The 23553-nt window shown below is 71.0% G+C and carries 25 protein-coding genes and 1 pseudogene; 13 read left to right on the top strand and 13 right to left on the bottom strand.

What is annotated here, in order from left to right:
- Window positions 1–56: 56 nt before the first annotated feature.
- From YIM_RS18355 to YIM_RS18320, 8 genes are all read left to right on the top strand, one after another.
- Window positions 57–761 carry a DUF998 domain-containing protein gene (locus YIM_RS18355; protein WP_153031513.1) on the top strand — a complete coding sequence of 235 codons (705 nt, stop codon included), beginning with the start codon at window positions 57–59 and terminating at the stop codon, window positions 759–761.
- A 73-nt stretch (window positions 762–834) separates the two neighbouring features.
- A complete protein-coding gene (gene fabG / locus YIM_RS18350; RefSeq protein WP_153031512.1) occupies window positions 835–1596 on the top strand; it encodes a 3-oxoacyl-ACP reductase FabG in 762 nt (253 codons plus the stop codon).
- 5 nt (window positions 1597–1601) lie between these two features.
- Window positions 1602–2054 carry a MaoC family dehydratase gene (locus YIM_RS18345; protein WP_153031511.1) on the top strand — a complete coding sequence of 151 codons (453 nt, stop codon included), beginning with the start codon at window positions 1602–1604 and terminating at the stop codon, window positions 2052–2054.
- Window positions 2055–2146: 92 nt separating this feature from the next.
- Entirely contained in the window at window positions 2147–3184 is a 1038-nt protein-coding gene (locus YIM_RS18340; protein ID WP_153031510.1) for a phosphotransferase family protein, read from the top strand.
- Window positions 3185–3186: 2 nt separating this feature from the next.
- Window positions 3187–4410 (top strand): acyl-CoA dehydrogenase family protein, encoded by a 1224-nt coding sequence (locus tag YIM_RS18335; protein ID WP_153037072.1) that lies wholly within the window; start codon window positions 3187–3189, stop codon window positions 4408–4410.
- On the top strand, window positions 4407–5585 hold the full coding sequence (locus YIM_RS18330; protein WP_153031509.1) for an acyl-CoA dehydrogenase family protein: 1179 nt from the start codon (window positions 4407–4409) through the stop codon (window positions 5583–5585). Before YIM_RS18335 ends, YIM_RS18330 begins: the two co-directional genes overlap by 4 nt.
- Window positions 5582–6664: an acyl-CoA dehydrogenase family protein gene (locus YIM_RS18325; protein WP_153031508.1), complete on the top strand. Its 1083-nt coding sequence runs from the start codon at window positions 5582–5584 to the stop codon at window positions 6662–6664. Before YIM_RS18330 ends, YIM_RS18325 begins: the two co-directional genes overlap by 4 nt.
- 107 nt (window positions 6665–6771) lie before the next feature.
- Window positions 6772–7158 carry a hypothetical protein gene (locus YIM_RS18320; RefSeq protein ID WP_153031507.1) on the top strand — a complete coding sequence of 129 codons (387 nt, stop codon included), beginning with the start codon at window positions 6772–6774 and terminating at the stop codon, window positions 7156–7158.
- An 8-nt stretch (window positions 7159–7166) separates the two neighbouring features.
- Here the strand turns inward: YIM_RS18320 and YIM_RS18315 are convergent, their stop codons facing one another.
- On the bottom strand, window positions 7167–7796 hold the full coding sequence (locus YIM_RS18315) for a TetR/AcrR family transcriptional regulator (protein WP_153031506.1): 630 nt from the start codon (window positions 7794–7796) through the stop codon (window positions 7167–7169).
- Between the two features lie 105 nt (window positions 7797–7901).
- A pseudogene (locus YIM_RS18310) lies at window positions 7902–8054 on the bottom strand (acyl-CoA synthetase); the annotation flags it as partial.
- A 304-nt stretch (window positions 8055–8358) separates the two neighbouring features.
- Here YIM_RS18310 and YIM_RS18305 point away from each other — a divergent pair.
- On the top strand, window positions 8359–9177 hold the full coding sequence (locus YIM_RS18305; protein ID WP_153031505.1) for an enoyl-CoA hydratase-related protein: 819 nt from the start codon (window positions 8359–8361) through the stop codon (window positions 9175–9177).
- Here the strand turns inward: YIM_RS18305 and YIM_RS18300 are convergent.
- From YIM_RS18300 to YIM_RS18280, 5 genes are all read right to left on the bottom strand, one after another.
- Entirely contained in the window at window positions 9159–9653 is a 495-nt protein-coding gene (locus tag YIM_RS18300; RefSeq protein WP_153031504.1) for a methylated-DNA--[protein]-cysteine S-methyltransferase, read from the bottom strand. The two genes, YIM_RS18305 and YIM_RS18300, sit on opposite strands and share 19 nt — an antisense overlap.
- On the bottom strand, window positions 9650–10990 hold the full coding sequence (locus YIM_RS18295) for a bifunctional transcriptional activator/DNA repair enzyme AdaA (protein ID WP_153031503.1): 1341 nt from the start codon (window positions 10988–10990) through the stop codon (window positions 9650–9652). The genes YIM_RS18300 and YIM_RS18295 overlap by 4 nt, the downstream gene beginning before the upstream one ends.
- Before the next feature lie 66 nt (window positions 10991–11056).
- Window positions 11057–12613, bottom strand: coding sequence for an acyl-CoA carboxylase subunit beta (locus YIM_RS18290; protein ID WP_153031502.1), 1557 nt, complete (start codon window positions 12611–12613; stop codon window positions 11057–11059).
- 1 nt (window position 12614) lies between these two features.
- On the bottom strand, window positions 12615–13397 hold the full coding sequence (locus YIM_RS18285; RefSeq protein WP_153031501.1) for an SDR family oxidoreductase: 783 nt from the start codon (window positions 13395–13397) through the stop codon (window positions 12615–12617).
- Window positions 13394–14146, bottom strand: a complete 753-nt coding sequence (locus YIM_RS18280; RefSeq protein WP_153031500.1) for an SDR family oxidoreductase — start codon at window positions 14144–14146, stop codon at window positions 13394–13396. Before YIM_RS18280 ends, YIM_RS18285 begins: the two co-directional genes overlap by 4 nt.
- 110 nt (window positions 14147–14256) lie before the next feature.
- On the opposite strand from YIM_RS18280, the gene YIM_RS18275 reads away from it, so the two are divergent.
- A complete protein-coding gene (locus tag YIM_RS18275; RefSeq protein WP_153031499.1) occupies window positions 14257–14892 on the top strand; it encodes a TetR/AcrR family transcriptional regulator in 636 nt (211 codons plus the stop codon).
- A gap of 43 nt (window positions 14893–14935) precedes the next feature.
- Here the strand turns inward: YIM_RS18275 and YIM_RS18270 are convergent, their stop codons facing one another.
- Complete coding sequence (locus YIM_RS18270; RefSeq protein WP_153031498.1) at window positions 14936–15883, bottom strand: YafY family protein; 948 nt, start codon at window positions 15881–15883, stop codon at window positions 14936–14938.
- A gap of 53 nt (window positions 15884–15936) precedes the next feature.
- Here YIM_RS18270 and YIM_RS18265 point away from each other — a divergent pair, with 53 nt between their 5' ends.
- The 3 genes from YIM_RS18265 to YIM_RS18255 are packed head-to-tail and all read left to right on the top strand — an operon-like array spanning window position 15937 to window position 18480.
- Entirely contained in the window at window positions 15937–17049 is a 1113-nt protein-coding gene (locus tag YIM_RS18265; RefSeq protein WP_153031497.1) for an epoxide hydrolase family protein, read from the top strand.
- Between the two features lie 10 nt (window positions 17050–17059).
- Complete coding sequence (locus tag YIM_RS18260; protein ID WP_153031496.1) at window positions 17060–17515, top strand: nucleoside deaminase; 456 nt, start codon at window positions 17060–17062, stop codon at window positions 17513–17515.
- A gap of 2 nt (window positions 17516–17517) precedes the next feature.
- Entirely contained in the window at window positions 17518–18480 is a 963-nt protein-coding gene (locus YIM_RS18255; RefSeq protein ID WP_153031495.1) for an isopenicillin N synthase family oxygenase, read from the top strand.
- Between the two features lie 9 nt (window positions 18481–18489).
- Here YIM_RS18255 and YIM_RS18250 read toward each other — a convergent pair whose 3' ends face one another.
- From YIM_RS18250 to YIM_RS18230, 5 genes are all read right to left on the bottom strand, one after another.
- Window positions 18490–19743 carry a GGDEF domain-containing protein gene (locus YIM_RS18250; protein WP_228004803.1) on the bottom strand — a complete coding sequence of 418 codons (1254 nt, stop codon included), beginning with the start codon at window positions 19741–19743 and terminating at the stop codon, window positions 18490–18492.
- A gap of 827 nt (window positions 19744–20570) precedes the next feature.
- Window positions 20571–20831: a hypothetical protein gene (locus YIM_RS18245; RefSeq protein ID WP_153031494.1), complete on the bottom strand. Its 261-nt coding sequence runs from the start codon at window positions 20829–20831 to the stop codon at window positions 20571–20573.
- Between the two features lie 86 nt (window positions 20832–20917).
- Window positions 20918–21541 (bottom strand): TetR/AcrR family transcriptional regulator, encoded by a 624-nt coding sequence (locus tag YIM_RS18240; protein WP_153031493.1) that lies wholly within the window; start codon window positions 21539–21541, stop codon window positions 20918–20920.
- A 6-nt stretch (window positions 21542–21547) separates the two neighbouring features.
- The gene (locus YIM_RS18235) at window positions 21548–22381 is read right to left on the bottom strand and encodes an NAD(P)-dependent oxidoreductase (RefSeq protein WP_153031492.1); all 834 of its coding nucleotides are present in this window, start codon (window positions 22379–22381) and stop codon (window positions 21548–21550) included.
- 14 nt (window positions 22382–22395) lie between these two features.
- Window positions 22396–23553, bottom strand: a complete 1158-nt coding sequence (locus tag YIM_RS18230) for an acyl-CoA dehydrogenase family protein (protein WP_153037070.1) — start codon at window positions 23551–23553, stop codon at window positions 22396–22398.

Genomic DNA, 23553 nt, shown 5'->3' with positions numbered 1-23553 from the left:
GTTCGGTCCATAACCTCGAAACCGGACATTCGACACCGAGCGCGCCGAGGAGTTCCATGACGCCGCCCGCCCGTACCTCACCCGCCGACGCCGTGGCCGGTTTCGCCGCGCTGGCCACCGGGATCGTGCTGGTCGCCCTGCTGCACGTGCTGCCGGGCACCGCGGACATCAGCCCGGTCCGCCGGACCATCAGCCAGTACGCGCTCACCGACAGCCGGTGGATCTTCGACCTCGGCGTGGGGCTGGTGGCGATCGGCTCGGCGGTGCTGTTCTACGCGCTGATCCGGCGCGGCCTGATCGAGCGGTTCTCCGCGGCGAGCGTGTTCGGCGCGCTGTGGACGGCCAGCCTGCTGCTGATCGTGGCGTTCCCGAAGACGAACTGGGCGATCGGCCCGAGCCTCGGCGGCACGATCCACCGCTACGCCAGCGTGGTCGCCTTCATCGCGCTGCCGCTGGCGGTGATCTTCGGTGCCCGCGCGGTGTTCCGGGACGCCCCGATCGCGCGCCGGCTCGCGGTGTTCTTCGGGATCACCTCGCTGATGTGGTTCGGGCTGATCCTCGTCGGCGTGGTGAACATGCTCGCCGGCGGTGAGGCGTGGTGGACCTTCGTGCCGCTGGGCCTGGTGGAGCGGCTGATGGCGCTGAACGAGATGTTCGCGATCGCCGCGCTCGGCTTCGGCGTGCTGCGGGCGCGGCAGCCCGCACCCGAGCACATGACGCAGGTCACACCCGAGGGCGAACCCGCGGTAGTAACTTCCTAAGCGCTTGCTTAGCGCGGCGGCCGGGCGCATGCTCGAAGCCGTCGCGCTTTCGTACTCGTTTCAGGAGGAACAAGTGACCCAGTCCCCTTCCCGTGTCGCGATCGTCACCGGTGCCGGTCGCGGTATCGGCGCGGCGGTGGCCGCGCGGCTGGCCGCGGACGGATTCGCCGTCGGGCTGCTGGACCTGGACGCCGACGCCGTCTCCCGAGGCGCCGAAACGCTGACCGCCGGCGGTGGCCGCGCGGTCGGGGTCGGCCTCGACGTCAGCGACGCCGAGCAGGTCGAGCGCGCGGTCGAGCAGGTGGCCGCCGAACTCGGCCCGCCGACCGTGCTGGTCAACAACGCCGGCATCACCAGGGACAACCTGCTGTTCAAGATGACCGACCAGGACTGGGACTCGGTCATCGGCGTGCACCTGCGCGGGTCGTTCCTGATGAGCCGCGCGGCCCAGAAGCACATGACCGAGCAGGGCTGGGGCCGGATCGTCAACCTGTCGAGCACCTCGGCGCTGGGCAACCGCGGCCAGGTCAACTACTCCGCGGCCAAGGCCGGCCTGCAGGGCTTCACCAAGACGCTGGCGATCGAGCTGGGCAAGTTCGGCGTCACCGCGAACGCGATCGCGCCGGGCTTCATCGCCACCGACATGACCGCGGCCACCGCCGAGCGCGTGGGCATGGACTTCGAGGACTTCAAGAAGGCCGCCGCCGAGCAGATCCCGGTGCGCCGCGTCGGTGAACCGGCCGACATCGCGAACCTGGTCTCGTTCCTGGTCAGTGATGGCGCCGGGTTCATCTCCGGTCAGGTCATCTACGTCGCCGGCGGACCGAAGGACTGAGGCCGATGCGCATCTTTCCCGACGTCGACGCCTTCGAAGCGGCCATCGGCGAGCACCTCGGTCACAGCGACTGGACCACGATCACCCAGGAGCAGGTCCAGCAGTTCGCCGACGCCACCGGCGACCACCAGTGGATCCACCTGGACACCGAGCGGGCCAAGGCCGGTCCGTTCGGCGGCACCATCGCCCACGGTTACCTGACGCTGTCGCTGATCCCGAAGTTCGGGCAGGGCATCTACCGGGTGGAGAACCTGTCGATGGGCATCAACTACGGCCTGAACAAGGTGCGGTTCCCGCAGCCGGTCCGGGTCGGCGCGAAGGTGCGCGCCGGGGCCGAGCTGGTCGAGGTGACCGACGTGCCCGGTGGCAAGCAGGCGGTGGTGCGGTGGACGATCGAGATCGACGGTGAGGCGAAACCGGCGTGCGTGGCCGAAACCGTCGCCAGGCTGATCCGCTGAGCCCGCCGGGGCGCCGGCGATCCCACCCGGCTGTACCCCATACCGACTAGTCGGTACGCTATCCGGACCGGACCGATTCGACAGGAGAGCAGATGGCCACCCGCGAAGACCTGCCCGGACTCGATCTCGAACGCCTGCGCGCGCACGTGGACGAGGTGCTGCCCGGACTGCTGTCGGGCCCGTTGCGGGGCACCGTGGTCGAGGGCGGCCGGTCCAACCTCACCTACGTGGTCGGCGACGGCACCGGTCAGTGGGTGGTCCGCCGCCCGCCGCTGGGCCACGTGCTGCCCACCGCGCACGACATGGCGCGCGAGCACCGGGTGATCACCGCGCTGCACCCGACCCCGGTGCCGGTGCCGGAAACCCTGCTGCTGTGCCAGGACACCGAGGTGCTCGGCGCGCCGTTCTACCTGATGGAGTTCGTCGCGGGCACGCCGTACCGGTCCCGCGAGGAGATGGTCGAACTCGGTGAGCGGCGCACGCGCGAGATCGCGCTGGCGCTGGTGGACACCCTGGTCGAGCTGCACGCGGTGGATCCGGCTTCGGTGGGGCTCGCCGACTTCGGCCGCCCGGACGGCTTCCTGGAGCGGCAGCTGCGGCGGTGGAAGAAGCAGCTCGACGGTTCGCGCAGCCGGGAGGTCCCCGGGATCGACCGGCTGCACGACCGGCTGGCCGCCGCGGTGCCGGTTTCGCCGTCGCCGACGGTGATCCACGGCGACTACCGGCTGGACAACGTGCTCGTCGCGCAAGACAGCACCGGCGACCGGATCACCGCGGTGCTGGACTGGGAGATGTCCACCCTCGGCGACCCGCTCACCGACGTCGCGCTGCTGCTGGCCTACGCCGAGCGGGACGCGGTGAACCTCGGTTTTGTCTCCAGCGCGACCTCGGCGCCGGGATACCCCACCTCGGACGAGGTGATCTCCCGCTACGCCGAGCGTTCCGGGCGGGACGTGTCGAAGCTGAACTGGTACGTCGGGTTCGCCTTCTTCAAGCTCGCGGTGATCCTCGAAGGCATCTACTTCCGCTTCACACAGGGGAAAACGGTGGGCGAGGGCTTCGAGAAGGTCGGGGCCGGAGTGGCTCCGCTGGTCGCACACGGCAACGAGATTCTCAAAGAGGAGAAGTGACGATGGAATTCGCCTACGACGCGAAGACCGAGGAACTCCGGGAGCGGCTGCTGTCCTTTATGGACGAGCACGTCTACCCGGCCGAGGCGGTGTTCGAACAGCAGCTCGAAGAACGCGACAGCGAGTGGACCAGCGTGCCGATCGTCGAGGAGCTGAAGGCCGAGGCCCGCCGTCGCGGGCTGTGGAACTTCTTCCTGCCCGGCGAGCACGGCGGCGGCCTGACCAACCTGCAGTACGCGCCGCTGGCCGAGATCACCGGGCACAGCCCGCGCCTGGCGCCCGCCGCGCTGAACTGCGCCGCGCCGGACACCGGGAACATGGAAGTGCTGGCCATGTTCGGCAACGAGCAGCAGCGCAAGCAGTGGCTGCAACCGCTGCTGGACGGGGAGATCCGCTCGGCGTTCGCGATGACCGAGCCGGACGTGGCCTCCTCCGACGCGCGCAACATCGCCACCCGGATCGAGCGCGACGGCGACGAGTACGTGATCAACGGCCGCAAGTGGTTCATCTCCGGCGCGATGAACCCGAACTGCCGGATCTTCATCGTGATGGGCAAAACCGATCCGGACGCGGCGCCGCACAAGCAGCAGAGCATGATCCTGGTCCCCCGCGACACCCCCGGCATGACCGTCAAGCGCGGCATGAAGGTGTTCGGCTACAGCGACGGCGACCACGGCGGGCACGCCGAGATCGTGTTCGAGAACGTGCGGGTACCCGCGGAGAACCTGCTCACCGAGGAGGGCAGCGGGTTCGCCATCGCGCAGGCCCGGCTCGGGCCCGGCCGGATCCACCACTGCATGCGGCTGATCGGCATGGCCGAGCGCGCGCTGAAGCTGATGTGCGAGCGCACGCTTTCGCGGACCGCGTTCGGCAAGCCGATCGCGGAGCAGGGCGTGGTGCAGGACTGGATCGCCGAGTCGCGGGTGCGGATCGAGCAGCTGCGGCTGCTGGTGCTCAAGACCGCGTGGCTGATGGACACCGTGGGCAACCAGGGCGCGCACACCGAGATCCAGTCGATCAAGATCGCCACCCCGGCTTCGGTGGAGTGGATCATCGACAAGGCCATCCAGGCGCACGGCGCCGGCGGGGTCAGCCAGGACTTCCCGCTGGCCGAGCTGTGGATGTCCGCGCGCATGCTGCGGCTGGCCGACGGCCCCGACGAGGTGCACAAGCGCTCGCTGGCGCACCGCGAACTCAAGCAGTACCGGACGGAGCGTGCCAAATGACCGTCACCGCGGACGAACTCCGCGAGCGGACGCGGAAGCTGCTCGAAGAGCACGACTTCAGCGACCGGCTCGCCTTTCTCCAGGCCCGGTTCGACGCCGGACTGGCCTGGGTGCACTTCCCCGAAGGTCTGGGCGGGCTGGACGCGCCGCGGGCGCTCCAGTCCGTTGTGGACGCCGAGCTGGCCGCGGCGGGCGCCCCGGACAACGATCCCCGCCGCATCGGCATCGGCCTCGGCATGGCCGCGCCGACCATCCTGCGCTTCGGCAACGACGAGCAGCGCAAGCGCTACCTTCGTCCACTGTGGACCGGCGAAGAGGTGTGGTGCCAGCTGTTCTCGGAGCCCGGCGCGGGTTCGGACCTGGCGGCGCTGGGCACCCGCGCCGTGCGCGACGGGGACGACTGGGTGGTGACCGGGCAGAAGGTGTGGACCTCCAGCGCGCACACCGCGCGGTTCGCCATCCTGGTCACCCGAAGCAATCCGGACGTGCCGAAGCACCAGGGCATGACCTACTTCATCTGTGACATGCACGCCCCCGGCGTCGAGGTCCGGCCGCTGCGCCAGATCACCGGCGAGGCCGAGTTCAACGAGGTCTTCCTGACCGAGGTGCGCATCCCGGACGCGAACCGGCTCGGCGAGATCGGCGACGGCTGGCGCGTCGCGCAGACCACGCTGATGAACGAGCGGGTGGCGATCGGCGGGCACGCGATTCCGCGCGAGGGCGGCATGATCGGCATCGCGGCGAAGCTGTGGCGTGACCGGCCGGAGCTGCGCACGCCGGAACTGCACGACCGGCTGCTGCGGCTGTGGGTGCGCGCCGAGGGCGTGCGGCTGGCCGGGATGCGGCTGCGCCAGCAGCTCGCGGCGGGCTCACCCGGCCCGGAGGGGTCGGGGATGAAGCTCGCCTTCTCCACGCTGAACCAGGAGATTTCCGGGCTGGAACTGGAAATGCTCGGTGAGCAGGGCCTGCGCTACGACGACTGGACGATGCGCCGTCCGGACAAAGTGGACTTCACCGGCCGCGAGGCGGGCTACCGCTACCTGCGGGCCAAGGGGAACTCGATCGAGGGCGGCACCTCGGAGATCCTGCGCAACATCATCTCGGAGCGGGTGCTCGGGCTGCCGTCCGAGCCGCGCGTGGACAAGGACGTCGCCTGGAAGGACCTGCCCCGATGACCGCGGACCTGCTGTACTCCGACGTCGAGGACGATCTGCGGGCGAGCGTGCGGGCGCTGCTCACCGATCACTGCGAGCCCGCCGCGCTGCTGAAGCGGGCCGAAAGCGGTGAGCCGTACGACGTGAAGCTGTGGCGCGCACTGGCGGGCGATCTCGGTGCCGCCGGGCTCCAGGTGCCCGAGGAACGCGGCGGACACGGGGCGTCGGCGCGGGAAACCGCTTTGGTGCTGGAGGAACTGGGCCGCAGCGTGGCGCCGGTGCCGTTCCTCGGCAGCGCGGTGCTGGCCACCAACGCGCTGCTCGCCGCCGGAACGGACCACGAACTGCTGGGCAAGCTGGCCTCCGGCACGGCGACCGCCGCACTGGCCGTGCCGCTGTCCAGCGGTCCCGGCGCTTTCCAGTCCACTGTGGAGGTTTCGGACGGGGCGCTGACCGGCCGGGTGGGCACGGTCGCCGACGCCTCGGTGGCGGACTTCCTGGTGGTGCCCGCCGGTGACGACCTGTACGTGGTGGATTCCGGGTTCACCGTGACGGAACTGGTTTCGCTGGACCTGACCCGGCGCGTGGCGGACGTGACGCTGTCCGGTGCGCGGGGCACGGCGATCGCCACCGGCGAGGCGGCGTCGGAAGCGCTGGGCGCGGCGCTGACCGCCGGGGCCGCGCTGCTGGCCTCGGAACAGCTGGGGCTGGCGGAGTGGTGCCTCGAGGAAACGGTGCGGTACCTGAAGGGGCGCTACCAGTTCGGGCGGCCGGTCGGCTCGTTCCAGGCGCTCAAGCACCGGCTGGCCGACGTGTGGCTGGACCTGGTCTCGGCCCGCGCCGCGGCGCGGTACGCGGCCGACTGCCTGGCGCGGCGGGACCCGGACCTGCCGGTGGCCGCGGCGGTGGCCCAGGCGCTGTGCTCGGAGGTCGCGGTGCACGCGGCGGAGGAGTGCGTCCAGCTGCACGCGGGGATCGGGATGACCTGGGAGCACCCGGCGCACCTGTACCTGAAGCGGGCGAAGGCGAACCAGCTGGCCCTTGGCACCGCCGGACGGCACCGGGCCGCGCTGGCCACCCTGCTCGACCTGCCCGGCTGAGCTGGTTGCGCGATATCGGGCAACTGGGTGGGGTCCGGCTGGCGGTGGGTTTTGTCGGTGGCGGGTGGTACTGGTGAGGCAGGTGATTCGCCGATCCGGAGGAAGCCATGAAACTGCTCGTCGCGACCTCGGTGACCCAGGGCAGCCGCGGGAACGACTTCAGCTACTGCACCGACGGGGAGCTGGTCTGGGTCGGCCTGGTCTGCACTGAGGACCAGGCCGACCCTGACGGCGGCTGTGGCTGCGGCCGCGCCTTCTCCGGGATGAACTCCCATCGCGCCGGAACCACGGCGATGGTGGTGGAACGCCCCGGTTTCACCGAAGCCGACTACACCGAGGCCATCCGCTCCAGCCTCGACCAGCAGGGCTTCCCGGCGGACATCGCCGGTGAGCTGGCCGCCAGCCTGCTCCGCCTGGCGGCGCACTACCCGGCCGGCACCGTGGTCGAGCGCCGCCTCGACGACATCTTCCCGCGTGCCGTCGTGCCGTATTGAAGGGATCTCTAGAGCGGACGCAGCGCCGAGAGCAGCAGGTCCGCGTAGTGGTCACCGACCTGTTGCGCGGACATCGAGCCGCTGCGCCGGTACCACGAGCCGAGGTGGTGCACGCCGCCGAAGAAGAAGTCCAGCACCAGATCGGCGGGCTTGTCGGCGCGGAACTCGCCGCTGGCCTGCCCTTCCTCGATCAGCGACCGGAACCGCTCGTGGTACCTGCGGCGCTCGGCACGCACCGACTTCTGCTTCTCCGGGCTCAGGTGGTGCATCGACTGCATGAAGATGGTGGCGTCGTCGAGATTGGCGATCGTGCTGACCACGACGTCGGACGCGGCGGCGCTGAGCCGTTGCGCCAGCGGCGCGTCCCCGGCCATCAGCCGCTCCAGCTGCTCGGTCTGCTCGCGCAGCACCCGCGCGTAGATCTCGTAGAGCAGATCGTCCTTCGAACCGAAGTAGTGGTACATCGCGCCCTTGGTGACGCCTGCCGCCTCGACGATCTCCTGCACCGAGGTCCGGTCGAAGCCTTTTTTCGCAAAGAGCTTGGTGGCCACGGAAAGCAGGCGCCGAGGCACCGACCCCGGAGCGTAACCGTTCTCCTCGACCGTGGTCCCCGGCTTGCGGGTGTTGGCTCGAGTCATCGCCCGGTCCCCTTCACGTCACCCGGCTCACCTGCGGCGAGCCGTCCCTCATCGGACGCTGAGCGTACCGATTCAGTGATCACTGTACGTACACCGGGCCGCTGCTCACCCGCGTGCCCGCAACTCCCGGCGCAGGATCTTGCCACTCACCGTCTTCGGTAGCTCGTCGAGCACCTCGATCGAGCGAGGATATTTGTACGCGGCCAGCCGTTCGGAGCAGTAGTCGATCAGTTCACGTGGTTCCGCGTGTTCCCCCGGCCGCGCAGCCGGCCCGGCGGCAATCGGGCCTGGCTCCAGTAACCGGGAGACGCAGCCCGCGGTGGTCTCGGCGAGGCCCATACCCGTTGCGCAGGTGGTGCCCGAACCGCGCTTCGAAGGTCTCCACCACCGGGCGGCTGCCGGAAGGCCGCGAGCACCGAGTCCGGTGTCACCGGTTCGGCGGCGAACAACCGCCGGCCGTACCGAGCTTCCCACGGTTTGCCTCGTACCAGCTCGCGCTGAGCTACACCTCGACGCCGACCTAAGCAACCGCTTAGTCTGTGGTCGGAGAAGGAGGTCCCAGATGTCCGAAACCACCCTGGCCGAAGGAATCCGGTACACCACCGCGGCCGGCGTCGGCACGCTCACCTTCGAGCGCCCCGACCGGCACAACGCGATGGACCCGGCGATGCGCACGCGTTACGGCAAGGTGTTGCGGGAGGCCGAGCAGGACCCGGCGGTGCGCGCGGTGGTGGTCACCGGCAGCGGCCGCTCGTTCTGCCCCGGCGCCGACCTCGAAGCGCTCGCGGGCATCGGCACCACCGGCGTGGCCGATGAGGACGTGGCCGCCGAAGACGGTGGTTACGCCGACGTGCTCGCCGCCGCCACGGTGGCGAAACCGGTGGTCGCCGCGATCAACGGCGGCTGCGCCGGGCTCGGATTCGTGGTCGCCTGTGCCGCCGACGTCCGGTTCGCCGCGGCGGGCGCGAAGTTCACCACCGCGTTCGTGCGGCGCGGGCTGATCGCCGAGTACGGCATCGCCAAGCTGCTGCCCGAGCTGGTCGGCCGGGGACGCGCGCTGGACCTGCTGCTGTCCGGGCGCACGTTCACCGCCGAGCAGGCGCTGGACTACGGCCTGGTGCAGGAGGTGCTGCCACCGGACGAGCTGCTCGCCGCCGCGACGGCGTACGCGGGCGAACTCGCCACCTACAGCGCGCCCAGGTCGATGGCGCTGATCAAGGAGCAGCTCCGGGTGGAGGCGGCGCTGCCGCTGGCCGAATCCGCCCGGCGGGCCACCGGGCTGATGATCGAATCGTTCGGCCACCCGGAACTCGCCGAGGGCGTGCGCAGCTGGAACGAGCGCCGTCCGCCCGCGTTCCCGCCCTATCCCAGCGAAAGCTGACCGGGTACCCCCTCGAAAGCCAGGAGGAACTGCTTGCGCGGCAGCCCACCGCCGTACCCGGTGAGGCTGCCGCCGCTGCCGATCACCCGGTGGCACGGCACGATGATGCTGATCGGGTTGCGCCCGTTGGCCGCGCCGACCGCGCGCACCGCGCTCGGCTTCCCGATCCTGGCCGCCAGCTCGGCGTAGGAAACCGTTTCCCCGAAAGGGATCTGGGACAGCTCTGTCCACACCGAACGCTGGAAGTCGGTACCGTCGAAGTGCAGCGGCAGGTCGAACTCGGTGCGCTCGCCGTCGAAGTACTCCTCGAGCTGGCGCGTGGTCTCGGCGAACGGCATCTCGTCGCGCGCGCCGAAGGTTTCCTCCGGCGGCCGGTGCCGCTGTTGTTCCATGTAGACACCGGCCAGCCGGTCGCCCGCGGCGACCAGGGTCAGCTTCCCCACCGGGCTGTCCACCACCGTGTGGACCCTGTTCATGCGATTTCCCTTTCCGTTACACCGTCTTCGAGGTACTGCGCGGCGTAGGCCCGCCACGGCCGCCACCGCTGCCCGCCACCGGGGCGGGGGAAGGCGTCCGGATCGCCCAGGGCGCGCATCGCGATCAGCTCCACCATGCCGGGATCAACGCCCGGGCCGAGAGCGGCCAGCCGTTGCCTGGCCCGCGTCCAATCGCTGCCCGCGCCGAGTTCGAGTTCCCCGTCGGTGAGGGCGCGCGCCAGTCCGGCGACCGGTTCCTCGTCTACCAACGCGGCCGGTTCGGGGAAGAGCAGCGAAAGGCCGCCGCCGGGATCGTCGACGGGCTCACCGTGTTTCGCGACCAGCGCGGCCGCCTTCTCCCCCGCGAACGCGCGGATGGCGAACTCCGCGCCGTCCACCGTGCGCGGCACCCGGCGGCCGGGATTCGCGGCGATCAACGGGGCCAGCGCGGCGTCCTCGGCCAGCAGGGCGTCGACCGCCTCCGGATCGGCGTCGAGGTCGAGCAGGCGGCGGCAGCGGTTGATCGCGGTGTGCAGATCCCGCAGGTCGGTCAGCGACAGCTCGGCGGCGATGTGGCCCGGCATCGGGCGCAGCGAGACGATCGCCGGGCCGTTCGGCAGCCGCAGCGTCCGCCGGTACGCGCCGTCACGCCACTCCTCGACGCCCGGCAGCGCCTCGGCGGCGAGCGTCGCGAACAGGCCGTCGGCGTGGAGCGGGGCGCGGAACGGCAGGCGCAGCGAAAGCGATCCCGAGGCCGGTCCGCCCGTTCCCGCGCGGCGGCGGAGTTCGGTCGGCGACATCGCGAAGACCTCGCGCACGGTGTCGTTGAACGTGCGCAGGCTGGCGAACCCGGCCGCCAGCGCGACTTCGCCCATCGGGAGCGCGCTGGTCTCGATGAGCAGGCGCGCGGTCTGCGCGCGCTGTGCTCGGGCCAGCGCCAGCGGCCCGGCGCCGAGTTCGGCGAGCAGTTGCCGCTGTACCTGGCGGACGCTGTAACCGAGCCGCTGCGCGAGCCCGTCGACGCCGTCGCGGTCCACCACTCCGTCGGCGATCAGGCGCATCGCCCTGGCCACCAGGTCGGCACGCTCGTTCCAGCGCGGCGACCCGGGACTCGCGTCGGGCCGGCAGCGCTTGCACGCGCGGAACCCGGCCTGCTGGGCGGCCGCCGCACTGGGCAGGAACCGCATGTTCTCCGCCTTGGGCGGCACCACCGGGCAGCTGGGGCGGCAGTAGATCCGCGTGGTCAGCACGGCGGTGAAGAACCAGCCGTCGAACCGGGCGTCCTTCGACCGCACGGCCCGCACGCACCGCTCGGTGTCCTCGTGTACTTCCTGCACCGCACCAGCATCGCCGGGCGGACGGTGCGACGCTAGCGGAAATGCGACACGTACCTTCGCACTGTCCTATGGGCGCACGCCGAACGAAGGGCGGCCCAGCAGTTTCGGCAGCACCCGGTACGCGTCGGTCACCCAGTCGCACAGGCGGGCGCGGGTTTCCCGGGGATCGATGATGTCCTCGACGCCGAACTTCTCCGCCGTCCGGAACGGGGAGCGCACCCGCTCCAGGCGCGCCCGGATTTCGTCCAGCAGTTCCGCCGGGTTCTCCGCCGCTTCCAGTTCGGCGCGGTACGCCGCTTCGATCCCGCCCTCGACCGGCAGCGAACCCCAGTCACCCGATGGCCAGGCCCACCGCCTCACCAGCCGGTGCCGGTTGGTGATCCCGGCGCCGCCGACGCCGAACACCCGCCGCACGATCACCTCCGCCGAGGGCACCCGTGCCTGGTACACGGCGGTGATCGCCCGCGCGCCGCGCCGGATCGAGCCGCGCTTCTCCCCCGCCGAGCCGATCACCATGCCCGCCTGGTCGGTCAGGTTGACCAGCGGCAGGTGGAAGGTCTCGCACAGATCGGCCAGGCGGGTGATCGCGTCGGCGCCCTCGGCGGTCAGCGTCGCCCCGCGGTACGGATCGGTGGCGATCACGCCGACCGGATGGCCGTCGAGCCGGGCCAGTCCGGTGTAGGCCGAACCGCCGTAACACGCGTAGTCGAACACCGAACCCGCGTCGAACACCGCGTCCAGCAACGGCCGCAACCGGTACGGCTTGCGCCGATCACGCGGCACCAGCGAAATCAGCGACTCGTCGGCCCGCGCGGGGTCGTCCGGCGACGGCACCACCGGCGGCAGTGAATCCACATTGGACGGCAAATACGACAGAAACGCCTTGATCACCGCAAAAGCTTCGTCCTCGCTGCCCACGATCCGCTCGACCGCACCACTGCGCCGGTGCACCGCGGCGCCGCCGAGCTCCTCTTTGGACAGATCTTCCCCGGTGGCGTGCCGGACCAGCGGCGGCCCGGCGACGAACAGCTGCCCGGCGCCCTCGACCAGCACGCACAGGTGCGACATCACCGCCCGCGCCGCGCCCAGCCCGGCGACCGGGCCGAGGCAGGCGGACACCACCGGCACCGCCGACAGGTTGTCCACCACCAGATCCCAGCCGGGATTGGCCGGCACGTAGGTGAACCCGAAGTCCTCCAGCGACTTCACGCTGCCGCCGCCACCGGTGCCCTCGATCAGCCGGACCAGCGGCAGGCCCAGCTCGTTCGCCAGCCGCTCGGCGAGCACCTGCTTGCCGATGATCGCGGCGTCGGCCGCCCCGCCGCGCACGGTGAAGTCGTCCGCGCCGAGCGCGACCCGCCTGCCGTCCAGGCGCGCGGTCCCGGTGACGAAGTTGGCCGGGGTGAACGACGCCAGCTCACCGTCCTCTGTGTACTGACCGAAGCCGGCGAGCACGCCGATCTCGTCGAAGCTGCCCGGATCGGCCAGCGCCTCGATCCGCTCGCGCACGGTGAGCCGCCCGGCCGCGTGCTGGCGGGCGATCTTGGCCTCCCCGCCCATGCGGTGGGCCAGTTCCCGCCGCCGGGCGAGTTCGGCGACCTCGGCCAGCCAGTCCTCGCTCATCTCACTCCCCGAGCGCTTCGACCTTCCGCTGCAGCTTGTTCATCCCGCCCAGCCAGCGATCGGTCTGGGTGGCGCGGGCGGCGTAGTAATCGGCGACCTCCGGATGCGGCAGCACCAGGAACCGCTTCTCCCCGATGGCTTCGAGCAGCGCGTCGACCACCTGCTCCGGTTCGATCGCCGACGCGCCCATCAGCAGCTGCCCGCCCTTCCCGGTGCTGGCCAGCATGTTCGTGCGCACCCCCTGCGGGCATACCGCGTGCACGTCGATGCCGCGGTGGCGGTAGGTGGCGCTGAGCCATTCGGCGAACGCCAGCGCGCCGTGCTTGGTCACCGAATACGGCGCCGAACCCAGGCTGGTGAGGATCCCGGCCGCGGACACCGTCGCGACGAACCGGCCGCGTCCCCGTTCGAGCCACGACGGCAGCAGCGCGTTCGCCGCCCGGACGTGGGCCATCACGTTGACGTCCCAGGTGCGCGCCCACACTTCTTCCGGGCTGTCCGCCCCGCCCAGCGGCGCGATCCCGGCGTTGGCGCAGAAGACGTCGATTTCCCCGAGCACCTCACGCGCGCGGGCGAGCAACCGTTCGACCCCGTCCACCCCGGCGGCGTCCCCGGCGACCGCGGTGCCGCCGATCTCTTCGGCCACCGCGGCGGCCGCGTCCCCATCGAGATCGGCCACCACCACGCGGGCGCCCTCGGCGTGGAACCGGCGCGCCATCGCGGCGCCGATGCCCGCGCCACCACCGGTGACGACGATCCCGGCGTCCTTCAGCTCCTCGCTCACAGGCCACCGCCCAGCGTGCGGCCACCGTCGAGCACCATCGTCTGCCCGGTGATCCAGCCCGCCTCGTCGGAGAGCAGGAAGGCGACCGCGCCCGCGATGTCCTCGGGCAGCCCGAGGCGCTTCATCGGGTACTCGGCCGAGACCTCGGCCTCCTTGCCCTCGTACAGCGCGGTGGCGAACTTGGTCTTGACCACGGCCGGGGCGACCGCGTTGACCCGGATGCCCGGTCCCAGCTCGTGCCCCAGCTCCACGGTCAGCCGGATCAGCGCGGCCTTGCTGACGCCGTACATGCCGATGCCCGGCGAGGCACCCAGCCCGGCCACCGAAGCGACGTTGACCACCGAACCGCCGTGCTCGCCCATCCAGGCGTCGCGCGCCCGGCGGGTCCAGGCCAGCGGCGCGAGCACGTTGACCGCGAAGATCTTCGCCGCCGCCTCGGGATCGACGTCCAGCGCCGGCCCGTAGACCGGGTTGATGCCGGTGTTGTTCACCAGCATGTCCAGGCTGCCGAAGGTCTCGACCGCCTTGGCGATCGCCTCGGCCTGGTGCTCCGGGTCGTCGGCCTTGCCTGGCACGGCGATGGCGTGGTCCGGGCCGCCGAGTTCGGCGACCGCCTCGGCCAGCGGTTCCGGCTTGCGCGCGGTGATGCAGACCTTGGCGCCGCGCTCGACGAGGGTGCGCGCGATGCCGAGGCCGATGCCGCGGCTCGCGCCGGTGACGATCGCGACGCGGTCCTTCAACGAGTTCACTGTGGTCCTTCTCCTTTGGTCGCCCTTGGGGCCCGAGCTAAGCGCTCGCTTACACTGTTCAGCGGTGGGTGGTCCTGTCAAGCCCGCCCTGATCGGGGAGGTAAGCCGCGATGAGCGAGCCGAGCGGCGCGGTTTCGGCCGAGTTGTCGACCGAACTGTGGCCCGACGTGCACCCCGACGCGGCCAGGCGGCTGATGCTGGCCGGGGTCGAGTCCTTCGCCCGTCGCGGGTTCCACGCCACCACCACGCGCGACATCGCCGGCCGTGCCGGGATGAGCCCGGCCGCGTTGTACGTGCACTTCCCGTCGAAGGCCGCGCTGCTGTTCGCGATCAGCAAGTACGGCCACGAGCAGACGCTGCACCTGGTCGAGCGCGTGGTCGCCCGGCCGGAATCGGCGACGGCCAAGATGACCGCGCTGGTGGAGGACTTCGTGGCCTGGCACGCGCGACGGCACACCGTGGCCAGGGTGGTGCAGTACGAACTGCAGGCGCTGCCCGAGGCCGAGTACGAGGAGGTCGGACGGCTTCGGCGGCGGATCGAGCAGCTGGTCCGCGAGCTGATCGCCGAGGGCGTGGCCGCGGGTGAGTTCACCGTGCCGGAACCGCGCACGGCCGCCAGGGCGGTGCTGTCCCTCGGCGTCGACGTGGCGCGCTGGTACAGCGACCGCATGCGCAAGTCACCGACGGCACTGGGCCGGGAGTACGCCGGGCTGGTGCTCAACATGCTGGGCGCCAAGACCGGCTGACGAGGGGTGCGCACCGCCCCAGAATGACATACTAAGCGGTCGGTCAGCCAGCCCGGCCGAACCGCGCGGCCAGCTCGCGCACGTGCGCGGCCAGCTCCGGCGGGTCCTCCACCTCGAAGTCGCAGCCGAACCGGGCCAGGTAGAACGGGATTTCGTCGATCCGCGAGCCCCCGGCGTGCAGGCGGCAGGTGTGCTCGTCGATCGGCTCGACCTCGCCGATCGACGCCCCGACAAGTTCGGCGATGCGGCTCGCGGGCGCGTGCAGCTTCACCCGGCACTGGTACCGGTAGGGCGCGCTGGAGAGCTGCCGCGTGAGGTAGGCGCCCAGGTCCGCCGCGGGCGGCTCGCGCGGGGTGAACCGGCCCGCGATCCGGGGTTCGTCGGTGATCCGGTCGACCCGGAACGTCCGCCACGCCGCTTTGTCGACGTCCCACGCGAGCAGGTACCAGCGGCGGCCGGTGCAGGCGAGCTTCAGCGGCTCGACCCGGCGTTCGGTGGCCGTGCCGTCCCCGGCGGCGTAGGCGAACCGCAGCTTTTCGGTGTCCCGGCAGGCGGCGGCGATCACGGTCAGCCTGGCCGGGTCCACCGCGGACACCCCGCCGCCGAGCGGCAGCGTCACCGAGCGGAGCGAGTCGACGCGGTGGCGCAGCCGGGCGGGCAGCACCTGTTCGAGCTTCATCAGCGCGCGCACCGAGGTCTCCTCGATGCCGGTCACCGTGCCGCCCGCCGCGGTGCTCAGGCTGACCGCGACGGCGACGGCCTCCTCGTCGTCCAGCAGCAACGGCGGCAACGCCGCCCCGGCGCCGAGCCGGTACCCGCCCGCGACACCTGGCGTGGAATGCACCGGATAACCCAGGTCCCGCAGGCGATCCACGTCGCGGCGCACGGTCCGCACGTCGACCTCCAGGCGGGCGGCCAGATCGGCGCCCGCCCACTCGCGGTGCAACTGCAGCAACCCGAGCAGGCGGAGCAGTCTCGCGGAAGTTCGCACCGGTCTCCAATCGAGGACCCAACCTGTCCTGAATGGCTCCTACCTTGGTGAACATGAGCGAAGAGATCAAGCCCTTCCGCGTCGACTTCCCCGAATCCGCCCTCGAAGACCTCAAGGCCCGGCTCGCGCAGACGCGCTGGCCCGACGAACTGCCCGGCGTGGGCTGGGCGCAGGGCGTGCCGGTGGGTTACCTGCGCGAACTGGCCGAGTACTGGCGCACCGGCTACGACTGGCGGGCGGCGGAGAAGGAACTCAACGGGTACCCGCAGTTCACCACGCGGATCGACGGGCAGCAGGTGCACTTCCTGCACGTCCGGTCGGCCTCACCGGAGGCGACCCCGCTGCTGCTCACCCACGGCTGGCCCGGCTCGATCGTCGAGTTCCTCGACCTGATCGACCTGCTGACCGGCGAATTCCACCTGGTCATCCCGTCGCTGCCGGGCTTCGGGCTGTCCGGGCCGACCACCGAAAGCGGCTGGACCTCACCGCGGATCGCCCGCGCGTGGGTCGAGCTGATGGACCGGCTGGGTTACCGGCGGTTCGGGGTGCAGGGCGGGGACACCGGCGCGATCGTGTCGCCGGAGATCGCCCGGCTGGTGCCCGATCGGGTCATCGGCGTGCACTGCAACGGCCTCACCGCGTTCACCCCGGTCGACCCCGGCGCGGACCTCACCGAAGCCGAGCAGGCCAGGGTCGCGCGGCTGGCGTACCTCGAGCACGAGCAGTCCGGGTACGCGATGATCCAGATCAGCAGGCCGCAGACGCTGGCGTTCGGGCTCACCGACTCCCCCGCCGGCCAGCTCGCCTGGATCGTGGAGAAGTTCCACGAGTGGACCGATCCGGCGGCGGAACTGCCGGAGACCGCGGTCGACCGCGACCGGCTGCTGACCAACGTGATGCTCTACTGGCTGACCGGCACCGCCGCGTCCTCGTCGCGGCTGTACTACGAGACCGCGCACGCCGGGGCCTGGGGCGCGGCGGAGAAGTCGCCGGTGCCGACCGGGGTCGCGGTGTTCCCGCACGACGTGTCGATCCGGCGGACCGTGGAACTGGAGCACACCGTGACGCACTGGGCCGAATACGACCGCGGCGGGCACTTCGCCGCGATGGAGGCGCCGGACCTGCTGGCCGCGGATATCCGGGAGTTCTTCCGTTCACTGCAATAAGCTGGGGCTCATGGACGACCGGAGCATGCTGGCCATCGCCCGTGAGGAAGCCCGCCTGGGCAAGGCGGAGGGCGGAGTGCCGATCGGGGCGGCGTTGTTCAGCGCGGACGGGGAGCTGCTCGGCCGCGGGCACAACCGGCGCGTGCAGGACGGTGACCCGTCAATGCACGCCGAAACCTCGGCGTTCCGCGCCGCCGGGCGCCGCCCGCACTACCGCGACACGATCATGGTGACCACGCTTTCCCCGTGCTGGTACTGCTCGGGGCTGGTGCGCCAGTTCGGCATCGGCCGGGTGGTGATCGGCGAGGCGGAGACCTTCCACGGCGGGCACGACTGGCTCGCCGAGCACGGGGTGGCGATCAGCGTGCTCGGCGACCAGGAGTGCGTGGCGCTGATGCGGGAGTTCATCGCGGCGCGGCCGGAGCTGTGGTTCGAAGACATCGGCGAAGTGTCCGGAAAGGACTGACCATGGGTGCCGTGCCGCTGGTCGACCTCCATCCGTGGTTCCACGGCGACGCGGCCGATCGCGCCGCCGTGGCACGCCGCGTCGACGACGCGTTGCAGGACTCAGGTTTCCTGCTGATCACCGGGCACGGCGTGGCATCGGAGCTGCGCGCGGAGACCCGGCGGCTGGCACGGGAGTTCTTCGCCCTGCCGCCGTCGGTCAAGCAGCGGTACGCGGTGACCGTCGGCGGCCGCGGCTGGCTGCCGCCCGGGGTGGAGGCGAACGGGTACGCCGAGGGCACCGAGACCCCGCCGGATCTCAAGGAGTCCTTTTCGGTCGGTGCGGATTCCGGTGTCGGTGATCCGGCGGTCGACTCGTTCTGGTTCCAGCGCAACGTCTTCCCGGCCGAGGTGGCCGGTCTGGAAAGGACGGTGACGGCGTACCTGGCCGAGATGCGGCGGGTTTCCGACGAACTGCTCACGCTGTTCGCCGTCGCGCTCGATCTCGATCCGGCGCATTTCACCGCGCACACCGGGCATCCGACGTACACCATGAACATCAACTGGTACCCGCCGCTGACCGCGGTGGGCCAGCCGGAGCCGGGCCAGTTCCGCATCGGCCCGCACACCGACTTCGGCACGGTGACCGTGCTGGACCGGCAGGCCGGTGTCGGCGGCCTCCAGGTGTGCACCGCCGACGGGCGCTGGGAGGACGCGCCGTTCGACCCGGCGGCGTTCACCGTGAACATCGGCGACCTGATGGCCCGCTGGACCGGCGATCGCTGGCGGTCCACCCGGCATCGTGTCCTGCCCCCGGCCGCCGACGCCCCCGACGAGGACCTGGTCTCCCTGATCTTCTTCTACGAAACCGACCACGACGCGCGCATCACGTCGCTGGCCCCGCCGCTGGGCCGGACCACCTACCCCGAAGTGGTCGCTTCCGCCTATCTGAAGGAAAAACTGGACGCCATCACCATGACGCCGTGAAGGTGGCTTTCACGGCATCGTGCGCACGCGGTCCCGCCCGGCTTCCTTGGCGACGTAGAGGGCGCGGTCCGCGGCGGCCAGCAATGTGTCCAGCGCCTGGCCGTCCCGGGGCTGCGCGGCCACGCCGATCGAGACGGTGACGCCGATTTCCCCGCCCGGCACGGAAACCAGCAGCTGACCCACCCGGTGCCGGATGCGCTCGGCGATGGTCACCGCGTCGAACCGGTTCGTGCCGGGCAGCAGGATCACGAACTCCTCGCCACCGAATCGGCCGAGCACGTCCTCGCTGCGCACCTCCGCGCGCAGGGCGGCGGCCACGGCGAGCAGCACCTGGTCGCCGGTGAGGTGCCCGTGCCGGTCGTTGACCACCTTGAAGTGGTCGAGGTCCAGCATCAGCACACTGGCGGGCAGGCCGCGCCGCCGCCCGCGGGCCAGTTCCGCGGTGGCCACCTCGGTCCACTTCGACGCGTTGAGCAGGCCGGTCTTCCCGTCCGCGCCCGCCTGGTCGCGGAACTGCTGCACGAGTGTGCTGCGGTGCAGTACCAGGGTCACGCCCATGATCAGCACCAGCACCGGCGGCCAGTCCACCAGTGCCCAGGCCAGCAGCACACCGAGCGCGATGGTGGAGGCTTCGAGCGCGTAGTCCGCCGGGGAGAACATCGCCTCGCGCAGCGTGGTGCCCGGCCTGCTGCGGTGGACCGCGAAGGTGATCAGCGCGGTGTTGCTCAGCCCGTAGAGCAGCGCGGCGCCGAAGATCGCGAACTCCTGTGGTGCGAACGGCACCAGGTTCGCCAGGAAGGCCGACACCATCGAGGCGGCGGCGCTGAAGGTCTGCCGGTAGACCGGCCGGTGGCGCACGCGCAGCCAGCGGTAGGCGAACGAGACCGCGATGACCACCGCTGCGAGCCCGGGGTGCAGCAGCAGGGCGGCGGCGAACATCCAGACCGAGTTGAGGTCGATGTGGGGCCCGTCGAGGAAGTCGGCGCGGCTGCGCTCGATCGAGCGCGAGACCTCGACGTAGACCAGGCAGCACGCGAGCAGGATCCAGAACGGACGCCAGTCGCGCGCCGGCACCGGCAGCGCGTGGAACGCCACCGCCGCGCCGGTCAGCGCGGTCAGGTCGACCGCGAGTACGTAGCCGACGAGAAACCGGTCGGGCAACCCCCACAGCCGCCAGCGGGCGATCGCGAGCACCCCGAACGGCCACCAGCCGGGCTGGGTCCGCTCCCCCTCCACCTCGTCAAGGAAACCACTGTTCGTCACGGATTCACTCGGGCAAACGGAGGAAAACGGATACGCAACGAGCACGTTTCACTACCATCAGCAGCCAGGGACCAGGGGACACTTCGGCGCCATCAAGCCGGACAGGCGCGACGCCGGACGCCGTCGTGAACATCAACTACGCGGCAAGAGAAGGCGTGCGGTTCCGGGCGGACGATTCGTGTGTGGCGGCGGGTTCAAGGCCGCCGAGTTCATCGTGCGCAACTTTCGCGCCAGAGGAGCGCGGCCAGCGGGGCGCCGAAGTGGCGGCGTCGCCGCTCGACTCACGCGGCGAATGTCACCGTCGCGAGCAGCTGCCCGGCGAGGAAGACCCGATTCCGAGCCGATGACGATCGGCTCGCGCGGCCCGGTGGGCCCGGGAGGCCGACCATCTCAGTCGGCCCAGTCAGCTCGGTCCGCTTGGTCGGCCCGGTCGGCCCGGTCGGCCCGGTCGGCCCGGTCGGCCCGGTCGGCCCGGTCCGCTCAGTCGGCTCGGTCCGCTTGCTCGGCTCGGTCGGCTCGGCCGGCTCGGTCGGCTCAGTCGGCCCCGTCCGCTTGCTCGGTCCGCTTGCTCGGCTCGGCCGGCTCGGTCGGCTCAGTCGGCCCCGTCCGCTTGCTCGGTCCGCTTGCTCGGCTCGGCCGGCTCGGTCGGCTCAGTCGGCCCCGTCCGCTTGCTCGGTCCGCTTGCTCGGCTCGGCCGGCTCGGTCGGCTCAGTCGGCCCGGTCCGCTTGATCGGCCCAGTCGGCCCCAGTCAGCCCGGTCGGCCCCAGTCGGCTCGGGTGGTGCTGTCGGGCTCGGGTGGTTCGGCGGGATCGGGCGAGGGGGTGGCTCAGGCGGCGGCGACCATGCCGAGCGCGGCCCAGCCCGCTGGGGTCAGTTCGGCGCGCACGCGCGTGCCGGGCAGTGCGGTTTCGGCCGGGCGCAGGTAACCCCGGTGGGCCAGTGCGTGCGCGGTCACCTGGTCGCAGCAGGCGAAGCCATCGATGAACAGGTCCGGCTCGCAGCTGCCGGACATCATCGCCCGCCGTTCCCCCACTGCGCGGAGCATCGCCAGCGCGCGATGACTCAGTTCGTCATTTTGCTCGGACATCGGACTGTCCCCCTTGGTGCGTAACCCTCTGTTACTTGGCTATCGGACGTTGCTCCGAAAGCGTTAGCCAGTCATTGAGACGAGGTTCACACCAATCTGGTTCCCGTGCGTTCGGGCAGCGTGCCTGCCAGTGCGGGCTCCAGCATCCGGGCCCACTGGCGCACGATCCGGCGGCGGCGCCGCGTGTCGTCGGTGAGCAGGTTCGCCAGGCCCAGCCCGCGCGCCAAATCCAGCGTGGCCTGCACGGTTTCCCTGACCCCCGGCCGGGTTTCGTCCGCGCCGAGCAGCTCCAGCGCCACCCGGTGCGCCTCCCGCCCGACCCGCGCCTCCAGCGGCGCGAGCACCGCGAGCAGCTTCGGGTCAGTGGAAGCCGCGACCCACAGCTGAAGCGCCGCGCGGAACATCGGGCCGGTGTAGAGGTTCAGCAGCATCTCCGCGACGGCCTCGCTGCGTGACGCACCACCGGGCAGCAGCTCCACGTGCCGCCGCAGTTCGGCCAGCTGCACCTCCCCCACCTGCTCGACCGCGGCGACCACCAGGTCCTCGCGGGTCGGGAAGTGGTGCTGCGCGGCCCCGCGCGAAACCCCGGCCTGCTCGGCGACCATCGCCACGGTGGTGCCGTGCCAGCCCCGGGCGGCCAGGCACTCGACGGCGGCCTCGACCAGCCGCCGCCGGGTGGTCCGGCTCCGTTCCTGTTGTGGTTCTCGCATGACGGCTCAGGCCGGTTCGACCCAGAAGTCGAGCTGCAGGTCGGACTCCTCGCCCGCGATGCGGTACTTCGACAGGTCCGTGACGCCCTCGGCCGCGAGCACCTCGTCGTCGAGGTAGAAGTTCCCGGTGTGCTCCCGGCTCGGCCGGACCAGGATCGCGTGCGCCGCGTCGGCCATGATCTCCGGTGTGCGCGAGCGGTTGGCCAGTTCCGCGCCGACCACGTTCCGGATGGCCGCGGTGTCGATGGTGGTGCGCGGCCACAGCGAGTTCGCCGCGATCCCGTCCTTCCGCAGTTCCGCGGCGAGCCCGACGGTCACCAGGCTCATGCTGTACTTCGCGATGCTGTAGGCCAGATGCCCGGCCTCGAACCACTTCGGGTCAAGGCTGATCGGCGGCGAAAGCGTGAGCACGTGCGGATTCTCCGCCTTGCGCAGATGGGGGATCGCCAGTTTCGACAGCAGGAACGAGCCGCGCGCGTTGATGTCCTGCATCAGGTCGTAGCGCTTCATGCTGACCTGCTCGGTCGGCGTCAGGTCGATCGCGCTGGCGTTGTTCACCACGATGTCGATGCCGCCGAAGCGCTCGACCGTCTGCTCGACCGCGGCGGCCACCGACTCGTCGTCGCGGATGTCACCGACGATCGGCAGCGCCTGCCCGCCCGCCTCCTCGATGGCCTTGGCCGCGGTGTGGATGGTGCCCGGCAGCTTCGGGTGCGGTTCGGTGGTTTTCGCGATCAGCGCGACGTTCGCGCCGTCGGCGGCGGCACGCAGCGCGATCGCCTCACCGATGCCCCGGCTGCCGCCGGACATGATGATCGTCTTGCCGGACAGAGAAGACACAGTGGTCAAACCTTTCAGTAGGACTTGGGCAGGCCGAGCGAGTGCTGCCCGACGAAGTTGAGCACCATCTCGCGGCTCACCGGCGCGATCCGCCCCAGCCGGACCGCGGCGAGCAGCGTGCCGAGGCCGTACTCCGAGGCAAGCCCGTTGCCGCCGTGGGTCTGCACGGCCTGGTCGACCGCGCGGATGGCGACCTCGGCCCCGGCGTACTTGGCCATGTTCGCGGCCTCGCCGGCGCCGAAGTCGTCCCCGGCGTCGTAGAGCGTGGCGGCCTTCTGGGTCATCAACTTCGCCAGTTCCAGCTCGATCTTCACCTGGGCCAGCGGGTGCGCGAGCCCCTGGTGGGTGCCGATCGGCGCACCCCACACCTGGCGCTCCTTCGCGTAGGCCACGCCCTTGTCCAGCGCGTACCGCGCGATGCCGAGCGAGAACGAGGCGCCCATGATGCGCTCGGGGTTCAGCCCGGCGAACAGCTGCGCGATCGCCGCGTCCTCCGAGCCGACCAGCGCCTCGCGCGGCAGCTTCACGTCGTCGAGGAACAGGCCGAACTGCTTGTCCGCGGAGACCAGGTCCATCTCGATCTCGCGGTACTCGAAGCCGGGCGCGTCGGTGGGCACGATGAACAGGGCAGGCTTGAGCTTGCCGGTCTTGGCGTCCTCGGTCCGGCTGACCACCAGCACCGCGTCGGCCTCGTCCACCCCGGAGATGTAGACCTTGCGCCCGTTGAGCACCCAGCCGTCCCCGTCGCGCTGAGCGGTTGTGGTGATCTGGTGCGAGTTGGACCCGGCATCGGGTTCGGTGATGGCGAAGGCCATCCGCACCTGACCGGTGGCGAACCCGGGCAGCCAGTGCTTCTTCTGCTCGTCGGTGCCGTACCGCGCGATCACCGTGGCGCAGATCGCCGGGGACACCACCATCAGCAGCAGCGGGGTGCCGGTGGCGCACAGCTCCTCGCAGACCGCGGCGAGATCGCCGATGCCCGCGCCACCACCGCCGAACTCCTCCGGCACGGACACACCGAGGTAGCCGAGCCGCCCGGCCTCGTCCCACAGCTCCTTGGTCTTGCCGCCAGAGCGCGCCTTGCCGAGGTAGTACTCGTGGCCGTAGCTCTTGCCCAGTTCGTGGACCGCCTTGCGCAGCGCGATCCGCTCTTCCGGTTCGGTGAAGTTCAT

It is taken from the genome of Amycolatopsis sp. YIM 10, from assembly GCF_009429145.1.
Taxonomy (GTDB): domain Bacteria; phylum Actinomycetota; class Actinomycetes; order Mycobacteriales; family Pseudonocardiaceae; genus Amycolatopsis.
The sequence above is the reverse complement of the archived record's forward strand: the minus strand, read 5'-3'. Positions and strand labels throughout refer to the sequence as shown.

Coding starts and splice junctions, on each gene's coding strand:
- YIM_RS18345 (WP_153031511.1), top strand. CDS start 1,602: ATGCGCATCTTTCCCGACGTCGACGCCTTCGAAGCGGCCATCGGCGAG.
- YIM_RS18355 (WP_153031513.1), top strand. CDS start 57: ATGACGCCGCCCGCCCGTACCTCACCCGCCGACGCCGTGGCCGGTTTC.
- YIM_RS18330 (WP_153031509.1), top strand. CDS start 4,407: ATGACCGTCACCGCGGACGAACTCCGCGAGCGGACGCGGAAGCTGCTC.
- YIM_RS18275 (WP_153031499.1), top strand. CDS start 14,257: ATGAGCGAGCCGAGCGGCGCGGTTTCGGCCGAGTTGTCGACCGAACTG.
- YIM_RS18340 (WP_153031510.1), top strand. CDS start 2,147: ATGGCCACCCGCGAAGACCTGCCCGGACTCGATCTCGAACGCCTGCGC.
- YIM_RS18245 (WP_153031494.1), bottom strand. CDS start 20,831: ATGTCCGAGCAAAATGACGAACTGAGTCATCGCGCGCTGGCGATGCTC.
- YIM_RS18240 (WP_153031493.1), bottom strand. CDS start 21,541: ATGCGAGAACCACAACAGGAACGGAGCCGGACCACCCGGCGGCGGCTG.
- YIM_RS18300 (WP_153031504.1), bottom strand. CDS start 9,653: ATGAACAGGGTCCACACGGTGGTGGACAGCCCGGTGGGGAAGCTGACC.
- YIM_RS18230 (WP_153037070.1), bottom strand. CDS start 23,553: ATGAACTTCACCGAACCGGAAGAGCGGATCGCGCTGCGCAAGGCGGTC.
- YIM_RS18305 (WP_153031505.1), top strand. CDS start 8,359: ATGTCCGAAACCACCCTGGCCGAAGGAATCCGGTACACCACCGCGGCC.
- YIM_RS18290 (WP_153031502.1), bottom strand. CDS start 12,613: ATGAGCGAGGACTGGCTGGCCGAGGTCGCCGAACTCGCCCGGCGGCGG.
- YIM_RS18315 (WP_153031506.1), bottom strand. CDS start 7,796: ATGACTCGAGCCAACACCCGCAAGCCGGGGACCACGGTCGAGGAGAAC.
- YIM_RS18255 (WP_153031495.1), top strand. CDS start 17,518: ATGGGTGCCGTGCCGCTGGTCGACCTCCATCCGTGGTTCCACGGCGAC.
- YIM_RS18260 (WP_153031496.1), top strand. CDS start 17,060: ATGGACGACCGGAGCATGCTGGCCATCGCCCGTGAGGAAGCCCGCCTG.
- YIM_RS18265 (WP_153031497.1), top strand. CDS start 15,937: ATGAGCGAAGAGATCAAGCCCTTCCGCGTCGACTTCCCCGAATCCGCC.
- YIM_RS18325 (WP_153031508.1), top strand. CDS start 5,582: ATGACCGCGGACCTGCTGTACTCCGACGTCGAGGACGATCTGCGGGCG.
- YIM_RS18320 (WP_153031507.1), top strand. CDS start 6,772: ATGAAACTGCTCGTCGCGACCTCGGTGACCCAGGGCAGCCGCGGGAAC.
- YIM_RS18335 (WP_153037072.1), top strand. CDS start 3,187: ATGGAATTCGCCTACGACGCGAAGACCGAGGAACTCCGGGAGCGGCTG.